13 protein-coding genes and 2 pseudogenes are annotated in these 15,521 nt (G+C 60.0%); 10 read left to right on the top strand and 5 right to left on the bottom strand.

Features of this window, described 5'->3' with window-relative positions; translation table 11 throughout:
• Nucleotides 1-648 precede the first annotated feature (648 nt).
• From parA to FSO04_RS37000, 3 genes and pseudogenes are all read left to right on the top strand, one after another.
• Nucleotides 649-1,311, top strand: coding sequence for a ParA family partition ATPase (gene parA / locus FSO04_RS37005; protein WP_054034704.1), 663 nt, complete (start codon nucleotides 649-651; stop codon nucleotides 1,309-1,311).
• A gap of 24 nt (nucleotides 1,312-1,335) precedes the next feature.
• Nucleotides 1,336-1,447, top strand: a pseudogene (locus FSO04_RS48870) (ParB/RepB/Spo0J family partition protein); the annotation flags it as partial.
• 74 nt (nucleotides 1,448-1,521) lie between these two features.
• Nucleotides 1,522-2,391 (top strand): annotated as a pseudogene (locus FSO04_RS37000) (ParB/RepB/Spo0J family partition protein); the annotation flags it as partial.
• 79 nt (nucleotides 2,392-2,470) lie between these two features.
• Here FSO04_RS37000 and FSO04_RS36995 read toward each other — a convergent pair.
• Complete coding sequence (locus FSO04_RS36995; protein WP_074289157.1) at nucleotides 2,471-3,820, bottom strand: replication initiation protein; 1,350 nt, start codon at nucleotides 3,818-3,820, stop codon at nucleotides 2,471-2,473.
• Nucleotides 3,821-5,766: 1,946 nt separating this feature from the next.
• Here FSO04_RS36995 and FSO04_RS36990 point away from each other — a divergent pair.
• Complete coding sequence (locus tag FSO04_RS36990; protein ID WP_154566440.1) at nucleotides 5,767-6,972, top strand: DNA-binding protein; 1,206 nt, start codon at nucleotides 5,767-5,769, stop codon at nucleotides 6,970-6,972.
• Nucleotides 6,973-7,060: 88 nt separating this feature from the next.
• Here FSO04_RS36990 and FSO04_RS36985 read toward each other — a convergent pair whose 3' ends face one another.
• The 3 genes from FSO04_RS36985 to FSO04_RS36975 form a co-directional block, all read right to left on the bottom strand.
• The gene (locus FSO04_RS36985; RefSeq protein WP_154566439.1) at nucleotides 7,061-8,128 is read right to left on the bottom strand and encodes a tyrosine-type recombinase/integrase; all 1,068 of its coding nucleotides are present in this window, start codon (nucleotides 8,126-8,128) and stop codon (nucleotides 7,061-7,063) included.
• Between the two features lie 63 nt (nucleotides 8,129-8,191).
• Nucleotides 8,192-8,590, bottom strand: a complete 399-nt coding sequence (locus tag FSO04_RS36980) for a DUF2471 family protein (RefSeq protein WP_054034709.1) — start codon at nucleotides 8,588-8,590, stop codon at nucleotides 8,192-8,194.
• A gap of 115 nt (nucleotides 8,591-8,705) precedes the next feature.
• A complete protein-coding gene (locus FSO04_RS36975; protein WP_154566438.1) occupies nucleotides 8,706-9,332 on the bottom strand; it encodes a helix-turn-helix domain-containing protein in 627 nt (208 codons plus the stop codon).
• A 169-nt stretch (nucleotides 9,333-9,501) separates the two neighbouring features.
• Here FSO04_RS36975 and FSO04_RS36970 point away from each other — a divergent pair, with 169 nt between their 5' ends.
• Together FSO04_RS36970 and tdh are read left to right on the top strand one after the other, a co-directional pair.
• On the top strand, nucleotides 9,502-10,701 hold the full coding sequence (locus FSO04_RS36970) for a glycine C-acetyltransferase (RefSeq protein WP_154566437.1): 1,200 nt from the start codon (nucleotides 9,502-9,504) through the stop codon (nucleotides 10,699-10,701).
• A 13-nt stretch (nucleotides 10,702-10,714) separates the two neighbouring features.
• Entirely contained in the window at nucleotides 10,715-11,746 is a 1,032-nt protein-coding gene (gene tdh, locus FSO04_RS36965; protein WP_154566436.1) for an L-threonine 3-dehydrogenase, read from the top strand.
• 56 nt (nucleotides 11,747-11,802) lie between these two features.
• Here tdh and FSO04_RS36960 read toward each other — a convergent pair whose 3' ends face one another.
• Entirely contained in the window at nucleotides 11,803-12,453 is a 651-nt protein-coding gene (locus tag FSO04_RS36960) for a YceI family protein (RefSeq protein WP_154566435.1), read from the bottom strand.
• A gap of 108 nt (nucleotides 12,454-12,561) precedes the next feature.
• Between FSO04_RS36960 and FSO04_RS36955 the strand changes: the two genes are divergently transcribed.
• The 4 genes from FSO04_RS36955 to FSO04_RS46560 all read left to right on the top strand — a co-directional run bounded on the left by FSO04_RS36955 (nucleotide 12,562) and on the right by FSO04_RS46560 (nucleotide 15,397).
• Nucleotides 12,562-13,266, top strand: coding sequence for a TetR/AcrR family transcriptional regulator (locus tag FSO04_RS36955; RefSeq protein ID WP_154566434.1), 705 nt, complete (start codon nucleotides 12,562-12,564; stop codon nucleotides 13,264-13,266).
• A 17-nt stretch (nucleotides 13,267-13,283) separates the two neighbouring features.
• Nucleotides 13,284-13,763: a nuclear transport factor 2 family protein gene (locus FSO04_RS36950; protein WP_154566433.1), complete on the top strand. Its 480-nt coding sequence runs from the start codon at nucleotides 13,284-13,286 to the stop codon at nucleotides 13,761-13,763.
• Between the two features lie 224 nt (nucleotides 13,764-13,987).
• Entirely contained in the window at nucleotides 13,988-14,506 is a 519-nt protein-coding gene (locus tag FSO04_RS36945; protein WP_154566432.1) for a hypothetical protein, read from the top strand.
• A gap of 720 nt (nucleotides 14,507-15,226) precedes the next feature.
• Entirely contained in the window at nucleotides 15,227-15,397 is a 171-nt protein-coding gene (locus tag FSO04_RS46560) for a hypothetical protein (RefSeq protein WP_166618323.1), read from the top strand.
• The last annotated feature ends 124 nt before the right edge of the window (nucleotides 15,398-15,521 follow it).

The following is a 15,521-nucleotide window of genomic DNA, read 5'->3' as shown; positions in this document are numbered from 1 at the left end:
GTGCCGTGCCGTGCCGTGCCGTGCCGTGCCGTGCCGTGCCGTGCCGTGCCGTGCCGTGCCGTGCCGTGCCGTGCCGTGCCGTGCCGTGCCGTGCCGTGCCGTGCCGTGCCGTGCCGTGCCGTGCCGTGCCGCAGGATCATGCATCGATCCGCACGGTCAGATCCCAACGGCAGCGGCCGCTCCATGCGTGAGTAATGCCCGAGGAGTTTATGCGCATAAAGAGGTGTCTACAGGTGACAGCTCGCGGGGCAAGACGTGGCCCAGGTATGCCTCGATGCCACCAACAGTTGGACCATGCAAAAGCGATGCGACCCGGCAACGCCAAACCTGGACAAACGGGACAGCGTCGAATCCGAGACAACTGATGCACCACGATCCATACCCGAGGGCGTAGCTTCACATCGCATTGGATCCTGTAGCCGCTTCCCCTATTCGATACCCCACAGCGTCTGATATCTCCCGACGTCGCAAACCTATTGCCGTTGATACGCGCGTGACAGCCGCAGCGCTTTCACGCAGTCACGCCACACCCTTTATGCGCATAAACCTATCCCAAACGGCTAATTCTTCTCGCGTTTACACAAAAACGATTGAAATGCGAATTCATCCAGGTAAAATCCTTTTGCGTCTAAAAAGAGGAGGTGAAGATTGGCAGCAGAAATCATCGCGGTAACTCAGCAGAAGGGTGGGGTCGGGAAGAGCACAATCGCGATGCACCTCGGGGCTGCGTTCCATGAAAAAGGCAAACGCGTCCTCGTCGTAGACGCAGACGGTCAAAACACACTGGTCCATTGGGCCAGTGCATCATCAGACGGCGAAACCGGCATTCCCTTCCCGGTCGTCAACCTCTCCGAAGCCGGCAGCCAGATCCACCGCGAGATCAAGAAATTCGTGGCTGACTACGACATCATCGTGGTCGACTGCCCGCCCTCCATCACCGAGAAAGTGTCCGGCGTCGTGTTGCTCGCGGCGAGCGTCGCGATCATGCCAACGTCGTCGTCGCCCGCGGACTATTGGTCAAGCGTCGGACTGGTGAAACTCGTGCAGCAGGCCCAGGTCATGAACGAGGATCTGCGCGCCGTCTTTCTGCTGAATAAGACCGAAGAGAAACGGATGCTGACGCGCGAACTGAAGCGTGCGTTGGAAGAGCTCGGTTTCCCACTGCTCAAGACCCAGATCCCGACGCGCGAAGCCTACAAGCAGGCAATGGCGTTAGGGCAGACAGTGCTTCAGATGAACGATCGCGGCGCCAAGCTCGCCGCCATCGAAGTACGGGCGTGCGCCAACGAGATCGCAGCCCTGCTCCCCTGAATTTATGCGCATAAAGGACCCTGAATGAAACCCTCCCAATTCGCCAAAGGCTTTCAAGCACGTCCTGATACGACTAGCAGCGAAAAGCGAACCGCTCTCGACCGCCTGAACGCGATCGACGGTTTGGTCAAGAACGGCGCCCCGACTGGCGACGTACCGAACCGCGTCATCCAGCCGCTCCTGTCCCAGGACATCGCGGAAGCCGAAGCGGCGGATATCGCCAATGAGTCGGCGGCCTACCGTGCCTGGCGAATCGAACACGCTTACCGGCCGGGTCAGGTCATCGAGCTCGCGCTCAAGACGATCAAACCGAGCCCGTTCAATCCGCGCCATTTCTATCTGAAGGCGTCGATTGCCGAGCTTGCTGTCAATCTGGCGAAGCAGGGCCAGCAGCAGGCGATTCACGTCATTCCCGATTACGACAACCCCGGCACCTACTTCGTCAGCGACGGCGGCCGACGTGTGCGGGCGCTTAAAGAAGCGAACAAGGAATCGGTGAAGGCGATCGTCATCGATCTGCCGATCGGCATCCAAAGCTATAAGCTCGGCTACGACCTCAACGTCCAGCGCGATTCGCAGACCGTGTTCGACAACGCCGTCGTCTGGAAACGCTTTCTCGACGATCGGCATTTCCAGAGCCAAAAGGAGCTCGCCGAACATCTCGGACTAGACGAGTCGACCGTCGCGGTCGCCCTGTCGATTGCGAAGCTACCCGAGGTGGTGATGCATGAGATGGTCGCAAGGCCTGACCGCTTTGGTTCGAACATGGCGTATCAGGTGGGCCGCTATCACACTGCCCGCGGCGCGGACGCTACGCTGCGCCTGATCAACAAAATCCTCTCGGACGACCTGAGCACGCGACAAGTTGCGGACATCGTCAAGGGCAGGGCAAGCGCGCAGGAAAGCACCAAGCCGGCCGGTCGGCAGCGCTATGCGCAGCGTCTGGAAATCAAGCTCGGCGGCGTCTCGGTCGGCGATCTGAAATCGTATGGAGACGATCGAATCGAACTGCGCCTGAAGGGTCTCACACGTGAAAAGCGTGACGACATACTTCGTCAGATTGAAAAGATGCTGAAGTAACAGAGGGGAAAGTATCAGCAGGAAAAGAAACGGCGGCACACGAAAGTGGCCGCCGTTTTTCTTGATGTGATCTCGATGATTACGCCGCGCGCGATTGGCTCAGCGTGAAGGCGAGCAGGTCGCCATCGGTGGGTTCACCCCAGGTTTTGCGAGCCAGCCAATCGAAGAACGCGGTTTCGACGATCTTCGAGTCCAGCCCACGACGACGCCAGTCGTCACGCATGTGCGTGCCGAGATCCGGTAACACGTCGTCCTCAAACGACTTCCGCGCGATCTCCCGTTCGGACTCACCTTGCTCGTCGTAAAGCTCGCGCGCTTCCTTGCGCCGAACCGCCGAGTACTCGCCAAGCAGCCGCGCTTTCAGGTCGTCCGCCGGCGCGGCCACCGCAGCCTTGCCTCCGCTACCGGACGGCAGCGCTTCGACCGGCGGCGCATAGCCCTTCTTCAACGCATCCTTGAACAGAGCCGGCGCGCTACGCACAGCGGGCAAGGACGTGCTGCGCATGCGTTGCTCGGTCATCTGCAGCGCCGCGCGAATTCGGTTTTCTTCGCTATCGGCGTACAGTGTTTGCGCTTCTTTCAGCGGAATGCCGATCTTCACCATCCGGTCGACCAGCGTGCTGTCGAACACATTCGGGTGTTCGTCGAGTGCAAGCATGGGCTGCTTGCGCTCGGTCACGCGGAACTGGATCTCGGCGACCCGTCGCCCTTCGCGGTGTTCGATCAATTCGACAAAGATGTTGGTGACCGCATTCACCTCGGCGATGGCCGGGCGCAGGTAATCGCGCTTGAAGTACTTGTACTCGCGCTTCGCTTCGTCGCCCGCTTCGGTGTCTGGCGTGCCGGACAGAATAGGGCGCCACCATTCCCATGTTTCGCGCATCGTCAGATGGCTCGGGTTAGTCAGGTAGCGAACGCAAATCTCGTAAAGTGCGAGCCCCGCGCTACTGCGCAACTGGCTCTGGAACTGCAGACTCAACCGCGCATACTGAACCGGATCGAGCAGCTTCTTTTTGATCTTCGGCGCAAACGAGAACTCCACCCACACGCGGCGAGTGGTGGGATCTTCGAGAATTTCCGCGTCGGCAATCAGCGTGGAAATACCCCATTTCCGGCCCGGCTTCTGGCTGGACGTGCCGGTACTCCATTCGACCTGCACCGACACCATGCGCCGCAGGTGCTCTTTCACGAGCGCCGTGTCGTTCGAATCGAATGCGGAATTGGCGACGATGTCGGACAGCAAGGCCCGATAGGTATCGCCGGACTCGTCAGCTTGCTGAGCGACGGCAAGGAGAACGTTGAACAGCTTGCGGGTGAGGAGCGTGATCTTGCCGCTCTTGGGCTGGATGGCGATCGCCTCGACGGCCTTGCGTAATTCGGCCGAGCTCGGGCTGACTACATCTGTCTTCTTCGCGCGCTTCGTGGCCATGCGTCTGGTCGGAGAGGGATTTGGCGAGAGCATACCGGCTGTGGTGATACACGTCTATAGCATGGGTCTCACCGTTCCCGGTGAAGTGAGTTTACGAGGCACAACTCACCTCGAGCCACTCCCGAAAACTCTCACCTCACCCGTTTCGCGCCAGGTTCAGGGCATCCTTATAGGTCGCGGCCTCCCGAAAACTGACCTATTTCTGACCTGTCGCGAACGGGAGTCATTCGATCCCGAATCTTCTCACCTCAAAAAAATTTCGTGAATTTTGGCTGCACGCAGGTTGCGAGCGGAGCGCACTCGCACTCAATCGTCGGCACGGACGCGCTTCTGTCGATTTCAGCGGATAGGGGAGGGGAGAAACCCGGCAAACGCGCCGAGCCTCCTCCCTAAGCAGACGCCACGCCGAAGCTCGCCGGCACGCACACGCGTCGATTGAGGCCATGTGGCCTTCGCCGCGCAGACGTACACGGCAATCGCCGCGTGTCCAATTGAGTAAATGGCCGCCGAACCAGGCAGCACGACACCTCATTCATGCGAGAGTGAGATCCGAGTCGCGACAACCTCCCCCGAAAAAGCTCACCTTAACGCTAGCTGAGCGCTTGGAACGACGCGGCCTCCAGACCTGGGGCACTGAAAAAACACCGATAAATAGTCCCGAAAAGCCTCACCTAAGAGCCCGGAACAGCCCTGTGCAGCTCCTGGAAAAGCGCCCCCGAAAAACCTCACCTTTGCGCAGCGCACAAAAATTATTCAATGATTTCATTGACTTATTGGGTAGCCATTCGCCGGGCGATGGGTCCTCACTCCCGTATATCCTCACCTTTAACAGCTTTTCAGTGAAATCTGACGTTTCCGGCCACTGCCCAATGGGCCCCGAAAAACCTCACCTTAGGATTTCAATAGCCGCAAAACTGGAACGGCTCTGACAGCGTCCGTAGGGCTTTTCCGGCCCGTTGTGGCGATTTTGGTCCTGTATTTCCTCACCTTAGCGAACACAAACGTCCCAAAAGGCTCCCGAAAAACCTCACCTCAGGCCCAAAACAGGCATTTTGACGAGTCGGCTATCGCCTCGATCCACGTCTCCCGAATTCGCTCACCTTTCCGCAAGGGCTGATCGACGACCCCATCGACGCACCGAGCCGAATTTCGGTCGAAATCCGGTTCAGCTCCCGCAAACACTCACCTTAAGCGCCCGAATGCACAAAATTGAGGCAAAAATGACGCCTCGGCCCCGGAAAGTCTCACCTTCGGTTCGCGTTTTCTCCTGTCTTGACTCACCAATGGGGTTTACGAGGCCAAAATAAGACCAAAATCTGTGCTCCACGGAGGTCCCGAAAGCGCTCACCTTCAGGCCCATCCCGCTCCGCACCTACTTTTGAGCGCTGCCGGGCGATCCCGGACGCTCAGGTCCCGCAAAATCTCACCTTTAGCCAAACCGCACTTTTGGGGCAGCTCCTGAACCCGCTCACGTTCTGTCCCGGACCCGCTCACCGAGGCCCCCGAACCTCATCACTCAACACTCCCGCAAGACCTCACCACCACCCCCGTAAAGCTTCACCTTGCCGGGCTAGAACGCCTGCCTGGTAAGGGTTTGCCATGGCGTTAACGTTTTTAACATGGGTTCAAAGGTGTTTACTTTTATTACTCTCTAGACGTTCCCCGTGTGCCCTTCGGACAAGACCACTCCACCCCACAGCTCCCATGACGCCCTCGTGAAACAGTGAGCGATCAGAAAAAAACCGCTGAAACCTCTTTATTTACAAGAGCTTATTGGCTAGTCTTCGTTTTGTTTCACGGGAAAATTCGGCTTGCTCCGATCTCGAGAGCCATAAGTAACCTCAAAACACGCCAATTGGCGAAATAGCACTCGCCCCAAACAAATACGTAGCAAACAATACGTAAATTGTTATGATTCATCCGATTCGAGCGACATCGAGGTATACATGAATCTGGACCAGGAACGACAAGCCATCCGTGACGAGCTTGAATCGTTAAGGGCTAGCGGGGCACGGCGGCAAGAACTGTCACTGCATGCTTGCAAGCGACTTTTCTTTGATTTGGGCATTCGCCCGTCCATGGCAGCCGTTCGCGACCTGACTCAAACAGGCAGCGCGAGCGACATCCCGAAGGACATCGACCATTTCTGGGAGCGCATTCGAACGGTGTCGCGCGTAAAAGTCGGCGCCGGCGCTATCCCGAAGGCACTGGAAGATCGCGCCGGTGAATTGTTGGGCGCCCTTTTCGAAGAAGCCGTCGTGCATGCCCGCTCGACCCTCGACAGCGAACGCGAGGAAATTCGAGCCCAAGTCACCGTCGCCGACCAACGCGCACGAGAAGCGGAAATTCGCCGCGACGTGTCGGAAGATGCGATCAAGCGCAGCGAACTCAGAGCTGAAGCCGCGTGGGAACGTGTTCGCGCACTCGAGACTGAGCTATCCAGCGCGACCACACATGGGACCGCTCACCAGGAAGGCTTGCAGGCCACGGTCCGTCGACTCGACGGCGAAAACGAAACGCTGCGCCAACGCCTCGATACCGAACAGGCGACTAACGCGGCGCTCCGCGACCGGATCGATGCGCTGCACGTCGAATTGCGCCAAAGCACCGAGCACTATGCGCAACAGATCAAGGACGCCGTCGCCGAAGCTGAGCGCCGTGTGAAGCCAATGCTGGTCGAACTCGATTCCTTGCGCAGTATGGCGGCCACCTACCAATCGGGGGTGCGCGACGCCAGTCGCAAGGAATTCGAGTTTATTCAGCAACTCGCTTCAGCCAAGGCCCGCGGCGACCGGCTCGACGCGCAACTACGCGAGCAGTCGGACGAAGTGGATGTTTTGGCAAAAGAAGTTGCGGCGCTGCGCGGCCAGCAGGACATCGATCCCGCCGTCGCGAACCTGTTGTGTTCGCTGGTCGAAGCGGGCAGGCTCACGACCGACGAGCTGGCGATGATCGGTACCGCGGTGGACGGCCATGTCACGCTGCCGCTGCGCTGCCCAAAATGTGAGGAAGGTGAGCCGGAGCTGTCGCAAGTGGATCACCGCTTCGAGCTGCAGTGTCCGGAATGCGATCACTCGTCAGGACCCGGCGAATCAAGGCTGGAGGCGGTTAGCCGGTTTTTGTCGAGCGGATCGATTGCAGCGTCGACATGACCGCCCGGCGCGGGTGTCATAACGGATAAATCGCTAAAGGTGAGGAAATTCGGGACCTGAAGGGTGAGTATTTTCAGGGCCTGTCTACTCACCCTTTTCTCGTCAAACGCCCGTCGCGCCTAGGCGTGGGTAATGGCGGGGCGGCTGGATCCGGTTCATCGACGATTGGCAAATCCTGCTGATCCATCCATCTTTGCCATGCCCGATACAAACGGTTGGCAGACACGGCCTGGACAAATCCCAGCCACTGCCCGACCTGTTCCGCCTCAACCCCGCTCTCGAACAGATCTGCGGCGAAGGTGTTGCGCAAAGTTTGCGGACTGGCGCGTGAGGCTCGCGACGCGGCGATGCCTGCGGCGTCGATCAACGCATCGACGCCGCGCAGCATGGTCGCCTTGTGCATTGGGCGTCCCGAAGGCGAAGCGGGAAAGACCAGATTGCCGGCCAGTTCGGAAAGGCGCCGTTCCGCAAGCCATGCATCGAGAACGGCGGCCGCGAAGGGCGCGAGTCGGGTACGGCGCGTCAGCATCGGATTCGCGGACTCGATCGTGACCCACGGTGAGCCGACGTTCACGCAACTAACCGTAAGTGCTGCCGCCTCGCCGGTCTTGACGCCGCCGCCGAGAAACACAGCGATCAATGCACGGTCACGTCGCTCTCTCCAGCGCTGCGCGGCTGACAAGGCCGGCAAGGGCGAAAACAGATGTGCAATGAGCGCCGCGCGTTCTGCATGATTGAGAAACCCGGTCGGCTCGTTATCGCGTGCATTCCGCCATGCTGCTTCGCCATCCTGAGCAATGAAGCGCGCAGGATTGGTCGACGCGGATTCAATTTCGCGTACGTGGTCCAGTACCCGTTCAATGAGCCGCAAATACCTGACACGTTGCGGTTTTCGGATCTCAAGGCCGCCCACGAATTCGGCGATGGTTTGCGTATCGACCGTGACCAGACTCTTTTGGCGAACCGCCAGCCAGTCGAGGAAAAGCCCCCACTGCGCTTGATAGACTTCAGCAGAAGAGTGCCTGAAATGTTGCTTGGCAAGCCACGCGTCGAACGCGATTTGCGGATCGCGGCGCCAGTCTTCCCGTTCCTGATCGAAGAGATCAGTTGACGGTGCAGGGCGTGGAACCGGGTCGGACAGATTGGGAGGTGGCATACGCTATCCTTCCGTTAGTTGCGCATATTGTAGGTGGCAACCGATGAAAGTACCGCGCCTGAGTCAGTCGCCCCACGCCCGTGCGTGCTTTAGCGGCGCGTCTTTAGATGCAGGTTGTGCGGCGCGGCGTGCCGCCTCTTCATAGGCCGAGACGGCAAACGCGAACACTGCCGGCAATGCGGTGGATGTGCCGAAGTCCACCGCTTCGTCCGTTTCCGGATAAGGCAACTCGGACGGCCGTTGGAACAGGCCGAGCATGATCGCGTCGTGCCGACTGGCAAACCCGAGGTCTGCCAACGCTTCGGCTTCGATTGCATGAAGCAGGCGCCATGAGAGCGGCACCTGCTGGACGATGTAGCGCGCGGCGATGTTGCGCACGATATGTTCAAGATCGCGCGCCGCGGTTTGATAGCGCAGCGCGGCCAGAGCATGCTCGGCTTGTTCGGTGGTCAGGTCGTTCATTATCGGCTCCAGTCGACACCCTGTACTGTACAAATATACAGTGTCTCGCGCAACCTCGGCCGAGCGGACAATTCAGTCCAATTCAGACATCAACCTACAACGGTGCGTCTGCCCCTCAGCCGTGAATCACCACCAGCAGCGCTTTCGCCTCGCCCTTCCCGGCGTTGCGGATCGCGTGCGGCTCGTCAGCGACATAGCGCGCGGTGTCCGCGGCCTTGAGCCGCTTCGTCGCGCCCGCCGCCTCGATCTCGATCGATCCCTGCAGCACCGTCAAATGCTCACGCGTGCCGGGTTCGTGCGCGTTCGACACCAGCGCCCCACCTGGCTGCAACGTCAGTTCGTACCACTCGAACTTGCCGGCCAATTCGATCGGGCCCCAGACACGCAACTGATACTTGGCTTCGTGCCCGCTCAAAGTCGGGATGTCGTGCGGACCCGAGACGGCAATCGCCTCCGGCGCCTTCTGCGGCGCGAACAGCGAATCGAGGCTGACGCCGAGGGCGTTCGTCAGACGCCACGCGACCGCGATCGTCGGATTGGCCTTGTCGCGTTCGATTTCCGAGAGCATCGATTTCGACACGCCGGCCGCGCGCGACAGGTCGTCGAGCGTCATTCGCCGTTCGGCGCGCAGACGCTGAATCTGCTCGCCGACGCGAGGCGGCGCCGCGATCGCCGGGACCGGACTCGCGCCTGAACTGGGTGCCGCGTTGGCTGCTGCGCGGCGGATTCCCGAACTTGCCATTTACTGACCTATCGTTTAGAGTTGTTCGACATACCGGATTTTAGTTCGGAAAAACGAAAATATCCGATAAAACTGACAGCCGACTATAACAGCCCGCCTCGACGCCGAACATGCCGCAAGTGCCGAGCATGTCGCGCGTGGGCGCACCACCCTTTCAGGAGTCTGGTTCATGCGTGACCTTTACCTCGCCCATCTGCGCGGCACACTCGAGCAGATCCGCGCTGACGGTTTTTACAAGAACGAGCGCGTGATCGCCAGCCCCCAGTCGGCTGACGTGCGTCTTGCGAACGGCACGGAAGTGCTGAATTTCTGCGCGAATAACTATCTTGGTCTGGCTAACGACGAACGGCTGATCGAGGCCGCCAAGCTTGGCCTGGATAACGACGGCTTCGGCATGGCGTCGGTGCGCTTCATTTGCGGCACGCAAACCGTGCACAAAGACCTCGAAAAGGCCCTGGCCGCATTTCTGCAAACCGACGACTGCATCCTCTACTCCAGTTGTTTCGATGCGAACGGCGGTCTGTTCGAAACCCTGCTCGACGACAACGACGCCATCATCAGTGATGAACTCAACCACGCGAGCATCATCGATGGTGTGCGGCTTTCGAAGGCGAAGCGCTTTCGTTACAAGAACAATGACCTCGTGGATCTCGAAGCCAGGCTGCAAGAAGCGGATGCCGCCGGCGCACGCTTCAAGCTGATCGCCACCGACGGCGTCTTCTCGATGGACGGCATCATCGCCGACCTCGCAGGCATTTGCGATCTCGCCGACCGCTACGGCGCACTCGTGATGGTCGACGATTCGCACGCGGTCGGTTTCGTCGGCGAACATGGGCGCGGCACGCCGGAACATTGCGGTGTGCTGTCGCGCGTCGACATCATTACCGGCACGCTAGGTAAAGCACTAGGCGGCGCATCGGGCGGCTACGTTGCAGCGCGCCAGGAAGTCATCGATCTGCTGCGTCAACGCTCACGTCCCTATCTGTTCTCGAACACGCTGACACCGAGCATCGCCGCCGCCTCGCTGAAAGTACTTGAATTGCTCGCCAGCGACGAAGGCGCGCAACTGCGTGCGCGCGTGCGCGAAAACGGCGCGCATTTCCGCCGCGCGATGAGCGCGCTCGGCTTCACGCTCGTGCCCGGCGAACACCCGATCATTCCGGTCATGCTCGGCGACGCGCAACTTGCATCGAACATGGCCGACGCGTTGTTGAAGGAAGGCGTGTACGTGATCGGCTTCTCGTTCCCCGTGGTGCCCAAAGGCCGCGCGCGAATTCGCACGCAAATGAGCGCCGCACACACGCCGGAACAAATTGATCGAGCTGTCGACGCATTTGCGCGCGTCGGCCGTCAACTCGGTGTCATCTGAAGCGGAGGCGCACATGAAAGCATTGGCAAAACTCGAACGCGCACCGGGCCTCACGCTGACGGATGTGAAGAAGCCCGAAGTCGGTCACAACGACGTGATGATCCGCATCACGCGCACCGCGATCTGCGGTACCGATATCCACATCTGGAAATGGGACGACTGGGCGCAGAAGACGATTCCGGTACCGATGCATGTCGGCCACGAATACGTCGGTGAAATTGTGGAAATGGGTCAGGAAGTGCGCGGCTTTGCGATCGGCGATCGCGTGTCGGGCGAAGGCCATATCACCTGCGGCTTCTGTCGCAACTGTCGTGCAGGACGCCGGCATTTGTGCCGCAATACGGTAGGCGTTGGCGTGAATCGCGAAGGCGCATTCGCCGAATACCTCGTGATTCCCGCGTTCAACGCGTTCAAGATCCCGCCTGAAATCTCCGACGATCTCGCCGCGATCTTCGATCCGTTCGGCAACGCCACGCACACGGCGCTCTCGTTCAACCTGGTCGGCGAAGACGTGCTGATCACCGGCGCCGGGCCAATTGGCATCATGGCGGTGGCGATTGCGAAACATGTTGGCGCACGCAATGTGGTGATCACCGACGTCAACGACTATCGCCTCGAACTCGCGCGCAAGATGGGTGCAACGCGTGCGGTGAACGTCTCGCGTGAATCGTTGCGCGACGTGATGGCCGATCTGCACATGGCCGAAGGTTTCGATGTCGGGTTGGAAATGTCAGGTGTACCGAGCGCTTTCACCAGCATGCTCGAAGCGATGAACCACGGCGGCAAGATTGCGCTGCTCGGTATTCCACCTGCGCAGACCGCGATCGACTGGACCCAGGTGATCTTCAAAGGCCTCGAGATCAAGGGCATTTACGGCCGCGAGATGTTCGAGACCTGGTACAAGATGGTCGCGATGCTGCAGAGTGGTTTGGACCTGTCGCCAATCCTCACTCACCACTTCAAGGTCGACGATTATCAGGAAGCGTTCGCCACGATGCTCTCAGGCGAGAGCGGCAAGGTGATTCTCGACTGGACCACTGCGTGAGTTGAACGAGCCGCGCATTCAAGCGCAACTGCTGAAACAAAACGCCCGCACCGCGCTCACGCGCCTGCGGGCGTTTTTTCGAACTCAGCCTGAATACGCACATGAATATCGTCGCCGACAGCCGGATACCACGTCGACAAACCGAACTTCGCGCGGCTGAAATGACCCTCCGCGGAAAAGCCGAGCGTGTCTTTCTTCGTGAGCGGATCGGGCGCGAAGCCATTGAAGGTCACATCGAGCGTCACAGGTTGCGTCACGCCGTGAATCGTCAGATCGCCGGTCAACGTGCCGCGCGATTCGCCGGTGCGCTCAAAGTGCGTGCTGGTGAAGCGCACCTCCGGATAGCGTGCGACGTCGAGCATGCTGTCGCTTTTCACCATCTTGTCGAGTAGCGGCACATTCGTATCGATGCTCGCGGCGTCGATCGTGATCGCCACGGTACTCTTGTCCATCCCGCCTTCGTTCCAGTCGAGTTGTCCCTGCTTGCGATCGAAGCGCATCGTAAAGCGCGAGTACTTGAAGTGATCGATGTCGAAGGTGATGCTGCAATGGTCCCGATCGAGATCGTAGCGACCGGCCGGCACGCGTGCTTCGTTCTGGCTGACCGTATGGGTGAGTACTCGAACGGGCACGCAACCTACCGAAGTCAGCAGCGCTGCGCTGAGCAACGCGCGCACAAATGTGACGCGGACAATAGAGAGGCTCATGAAATTCGTTCCTGTTGATCGACCATCTCCACGATAGCAGTAAGCGTAGCAATCCGCCGAAGCGCACAAAAACTTGACGAAGGAGAATGATCGTTCTACCCTTCGCACATGGCTACTCAAAACCCAACTGAATTGGCTGCGTCCGGCAGCAGCGCGCGTGAAAGGCTGCTCGATGCCGCGGAGGCGTTGATCTACGCCGGCGGCATTCATGCCACCGGCGTAGATGCAATCGTCAAGCAATCCGGTACTGCGCGTAAAAGCTTTTACACGCACTTCGAATCGAAAGACGCGCTTGTCGCCGCCGCGCTGGAGCGGCGCGACGAACGCTGGATGAACTGGTTTATCGCGGGCACGTTGCAGCACGGCAAGACTGCGCGCACGCACCTGCTCGGCATGTTCGATGTGCTGCGCGAATGGTTTGCGTCGGAGGACTTTCACGGTTGCGCGTTTCTGAACGCGGCCGGTGAAATCGCCTCCGCGGAGGACCCGATCCGGATCGTCGCGCGTGAACACAAGGAACGCCTGCTCGTGTTCGTGAGAAGCCAGTGCGATGACTACGCGGCCGAATCGGGCATGGACGCGCGCCGCGCCGCGCGCCTGTCGCGCCAATGGCTGATCCTGCTCGACGGCGCCATCGCCGTGGCGCTGGTGAGCGGCGAGGCCGATGCCGCGCTCGACGCGCGAGCCGCCGCTGAAGCCTTGCTCAATACCGAGTCCGCAAGCGAATCGAACCCACTCGCAGGTAAATCCGCGAGCAGGTCCCCGAGTGAAGCCCGAAGCAAACGACCGCCATCCCGGCGCACAGAAACCTGACTGAGGAAACACACACCATGGCCGACCCGATTGAAACCCGCCCGCCGCTACCCCCCTTCACACGCGAGACCGCGATCCAGAAGGTGCGCGCCGCGGAAGACGGCTGGAATACCCGCGACCCTGAACGCGTGTCGCTCGCGTACACACCGGATAGCGTCTGGCGCAACCGTGCCGAGTTCACGCATGGCCGCGCGGAGATCGTCGGCCTGTTGCGTCGCAAATGGGCAAAGGAACTCGACTACCGGCTGATCAAGGAACTCTGGGCATTCACGGATAACCGCATCGCCGTGCGCTTTGCCTATGAGTGGCACGACGACTCGAACAACTGGTTCCGTTCTTACGGCAACGAGAATTGGGAGTTCGATGAGCACGGGCTGATGGCGCGTCGTCATGCCAGCATCAATGATCTGCCGATCCGCGAGGCCGACCGTCTTTATCATTGGCCGCTCGGCCGCCGTCCTGACGACCATCCGGGCCTGTCCGACCTCGGCCTCTAGAGCTCTTCCAGCAATTGAAAAGTGGACACCTGCCGGGTGTTCACCGCTCTGCCATCGGTTCTCCGTTATCGTTGCGTCTGCGCCGTGGGGCACGTCCCGTGCCCGCGCGTCCGAGCGTGTCCTCCACATCGCCCGTGCGGGTTGAGGTACAGTGCGCGACGGACGACAAGCAAGAATACCTAGAACATAGATCACACCGGCGTTCGATCGGTGGCGGAGAATACATGCATTTTCGTCAGACAAAAAAGCAGATTCGACACGCGGCCGTAGCGCTCGTCGCGAGCCTGGCCGCAGCGTCCGCTGCGCATGCGGGCAATTGGTGCGAGGGCGGCGTATGGGTCGACGCCATGCTTGGCTCGTATCACATCAATCCCGACCCCAACACTCATTTCGAGGAGTTCAATCCGGGCCTTGGCGTCGAATGTTGGCTCAACAATCAATGGGCGCTGACTGCCGGCGGTTTTCGCAACTCGCTGCGGCGCCCTTCTTATTATGGCGGCGGTGTCTGGGCGCCCGAGTTCGCGCACTGGGGCATCGTGCGGATTGCTGCGATCGGCGGGATCATCTCGGGCTATAACTACGGCAACTGGGGCCTCGGCCGCAACCACACGATCGGGCCAGTGGTCGCGCCGATCGTGATGGTCGACTACAAGCGCGTCGGGGCTAACTTTATTGTGATTCCGCCGATCCCCTCGGACAAACTTCCGTTCACGATCGGGTTTCAGGTGAAGGTGAAGTTCTAGTCCGCAAAGGTGAGCAATTCCAGGATGGTGAGGAATTCCAGGAGATGGCGTCATCGTGATCAAAGGTGAGGATCGCCAGGAAATATCGTCAACACCGCTAAAGGTGAGGAATTCCAGGAGACGCACTACCTCGACGAAAGGTGAGCGGTTCCAGGGAGCATGACATCACGTCGGCGAAAGGTGAGCGGTTCCAGGAGGTGTCGCCGTATCAGCGAGAGGTGAGTTGTCTCGTGAGCCGAACTGCACCGTGGAAGCAAGTAAAGCCACGCCAAGGTGAGGAGTTCCAGGAGGTCGCTCGCCAAAGGTGAGCGATTCCAGGAGGTGAGAAATCGCCTCGCTGAGCGCGCACCTTAAATAAGGTGAGGATTTCCAGGGAGTCCTCGTCGTGGTCGCTTTCGGTGATGCAGCGAGCACGCCAAACCTCACCCTGATACGTGCAAGAGCAAGACCGATACCGCCAATCTCCTTACATCCTCTTCCATATACAAACAAAGCGTGAGCGCGACAGCTTGCGTCGCGCCACGCCGTAAAGGCCGTGCTACCTGCGCCGCGCGGCGATGGGCACCGCAGCCTTTGCGCGGCAGAAGCGGCCAAACCTCGCCATCTTGTAACGCTCTCGTAAAACATGATCTTTCGCTCGTTGATAAGTTGCGGATAACGCGTGTCGTCGCCACTCGAGCAACGACTTTGCGTCACCGTAGATCTATCGATGGAGAAAGCATGAAGAAGCTGTTGGCAATCGCGGCGCTGGCCGCACTGAGCGCAACCTTGAGCGGATGCTGGTGGGGGCCGCCTCCAGGTTGGGGCGGCGGAGGCCCGGGCGGGGGTGGACCTGGTGGCGGCGGACCGCACGGTGCGATCGTCGTCCCTGGCCAGGCCGCTCAGGTCTAGGCCAGAAACTAGGCGGGAAACGGAATCGTCACCACAAACCCGCCGGCGGCGGCGGTATCGGGGTGGAAAGCGCCGCCGCTACAACCCCCGGAGGGGCGGCGCGGTGGGGGGCCGCGGACGGCGG

This window comes from Paraburkholderia madseniana, from assembly GCF_009690905.1.
GTDB classification, from domain to species: Bacteria; Pseudomonadota; Gammaproteobacteria; order Burkholderiales; family Burkholderiaceae; genus Paraburkholderia; species Paraburkholderia madseniana.
Note: the sequence above shows the minus strand (reverse complement) of the source record. Positions and strands in the feature narration are given on the sequence as shown.